The sequence below is a fragment of the Brevundimonas sp. genome (assembly GCF_035626535.1).
GTDB lineage: Bacteria > Pseudomonadota > Alphaproteobacteria > Caulobacterales > Caulobacteraceae > Brevundimonas.
This window is the reverse complement of the sequence record NZ_DASPNO010000025.1, coordinates 1-2,221: the sequence shown is the minus strand read 5'-3', so window position 1 is coordinate 2,221 and position 2,221 is coordinate 1. Positions and strand designations below refer to the sequence as shown.

2 protein-coding genes are annotated in these 2,221 nt (G+C 71.4%); both read right to left on the bottom strand.

Features of this window, described 5'->3' with window-relative positions:
• On the bottom strand, nt 1-584 hold a 584-nt coding region (locus VEC04_RS03605; RefSeq protein WP_324773921.1), incomplete at its 3' end, for a CpaD family pilus assembly protein.
• 11 nt (nt 585-595) lie between these two features.
• Nucleotides 596-2,116 carry a type II and III secretion system protein family protein gene (locus VEC04_RS03600; protein ID WP_324773920.1) on the bottom strand — a complete coding sequence of 507 codons (1,521 nt, stop codon included), beginning with the start codon at nt 2,114-2,116 and terminating at the stop codon, nt 596-598.
• Between the last annotated feature and the right edge of the window lie 105 nt (nt 2,117-2,221).

Here is a 2,221-nt window from a genome sequence, read left to right as displayed (position 1 = left end):
GTGACCTCGCCGGCGCGGTACTTGCCGATCACCGTCGAGCGCCGCTGGGCGTCCGTCGGGTCGAGCGGGTTGGGGGTGACGATGTCGGCCGGATCGGCGATCTGGGCCGCCATGTTGGCGGACACCGCGCAGCCGAAATTCGAGTAGCCGGCGTTGTCGCGGGTGGAGATCAGGTTGCCCCACTGGCCGCACTGCGGTATCACGGCCTCGTAGCCGGTGAAGCCGACCAGGATCGGCGCGCCCGCGGGCCCGTCGTAGCTGGCCATGCGCACGTCCGGCGCGCCCATCTCCTCGAGTGCGGCGCGGGCGTTGAAGGCCGAGCGCAGGGCGACCGGATCGTCCCCGGCCGGGGCGCGGACCACGATCGGCTTGCCGCCCGAGCGCACGGCGATGTCGGCGAGGGCGGCGCGCTGGGCCGGCGACAGGCCGTCGGGGCGCGGCGCGAGGGCCACCTCCTGGATCGCCGGACGGGCCTCCAGCGGGTAGCGCGCGGTCGGCCGGATGGGGATCGTGCTGTCGCCGGCGGCGGTGGCGCAGGCGCCGATCGAGGCGGTGAGCGCGAGAACGGAAAGGGTGCGGATCATCATCGCTTGCCTCAATCGATCACGTAGCCGACGGGGGCCTGGTACGGACCGCGCGGGGTGACGGCGTTGGCGCCGTTGGTCGCGCGGTTGATGCGGCCCAGGAGGGTGGTCTCGACGTCCGAGGCGATCACCAGGCCGTCGGCGGGCGTCTGCATCCGGTTCGGATGCGTGCCCTCGACGAGGTAGGGGGTGATCAGCACCACCAGCTCGGTCTCGCCGGCAAGGTAGTCGCGCGAGCGGAACAGCGCGCCCAGCACCGGCAGGCCGGTCATGCCCGGCAGGCCGTCGATGGTCTCCTTGGTCTGCTCCTTGAGCAGGCCGGCGATCATCAGGGTCTGGCCGGAGGCCATCTCGACCGTGGTCTCGGCGCGGCGCACCGACAGGCCCGGGATGTTCAGGCCGGCGATCTGCAGCGCGCCCTCGGAGGTCAGCTCCGACACCTCGGTCGAGATCTTGATCGAGATGCGCCCTTCCGACAGCACCACCGGCAGGTAGCCGAGGCCCACGCCGTAGGGTTTGAATTCGATGGTGATCTGGCCGTTCTGGTCGCGGCCGGTGGGGACCGGGAACTCGCCGCCGGCGAGGAACTTGCCGCTCTCGCCCGACACCGCGGTGATGTTCGGCTCGGCCAGGGTGCGCACCACGCCGACGCGCTCGAAGGCGCGAATCAGGGCGCGGGCCTGGTTGACGCCCTCGTCGCCGGCGCGGCCGGTGGCCACGCACGAGGCGGGGTTGGACGGGTCGCCCGGCGTCGTCGTCAGGTCGCCGCAGTTGCCCGAGCCGGGCGTGACGATCTGGTTGGTCGAGTTCATGCTGTAGCCGCCGTTGAACCCGCCCAGGAAGCTGCCGTTGATGCCGAAGGTCGGCGCGTTGCCGAGCAGCCACTGGTTCTGGCCCAGCTGGTTCAGCACCAGGTTGGTGTCGACGCCGAGCTGCTTGATGATGTTGCGCTGCATCTCGACGATCTGGACCTTGATCATCACCTGCTGCCCGCCGCGGATGGAGAGCATGTTGACGATCTGCTCCGGCTTCTCGACGTAGCGGGCGGCGACCTTCTCGATCGAGGCGCTCTCGGCCGCCGAGGCCACCGAGCCGGTCAGGATCAGGCCGTCGTTGGCCGCCTCGATGACGACGTTCGAGGTCGGCGCGATGCGGCGGATGGTGTCCTCCAGCGCCGCGGTCGACTGGTCGACGCGGATGTTGAGGCTGAGGATCTGGCGGCCGGCGGCGTCGAAGAACACCGCGTCGGTGGTCCCCGGCGCGACGCCCAGGATGTAGATCCGCCGCGGCGTGCGCAGCACGGCGTCGGCCACGGCGGGGTTCGAGACCAGCACGTCGCGGGCGTCCACCGGGAGTTCGATGATCGCCGACTTGCCGCGCGGCAGGGAGAGGCTCTGCGAGGCAGGGCCCGAGCTCAGGTCGACGCGGACGGTCGACTGGGCTTGGCTCGCCGCGGGGGCGATCGCCAGGGCGGTCGCGCCGAGGACGACGACGGCGGCCAGGCGGCGCAGGGTGTGAAGCATCTTGCTCATCTCAGTTCACCGCCGTGGTGGTGGCCTGGCCGCCGCGGAACACGCGCACGCCGCCGGCGGAGTTGCCGCTGGACTGGCCGCGCTGCATGGCCGTCTGGAATTCCG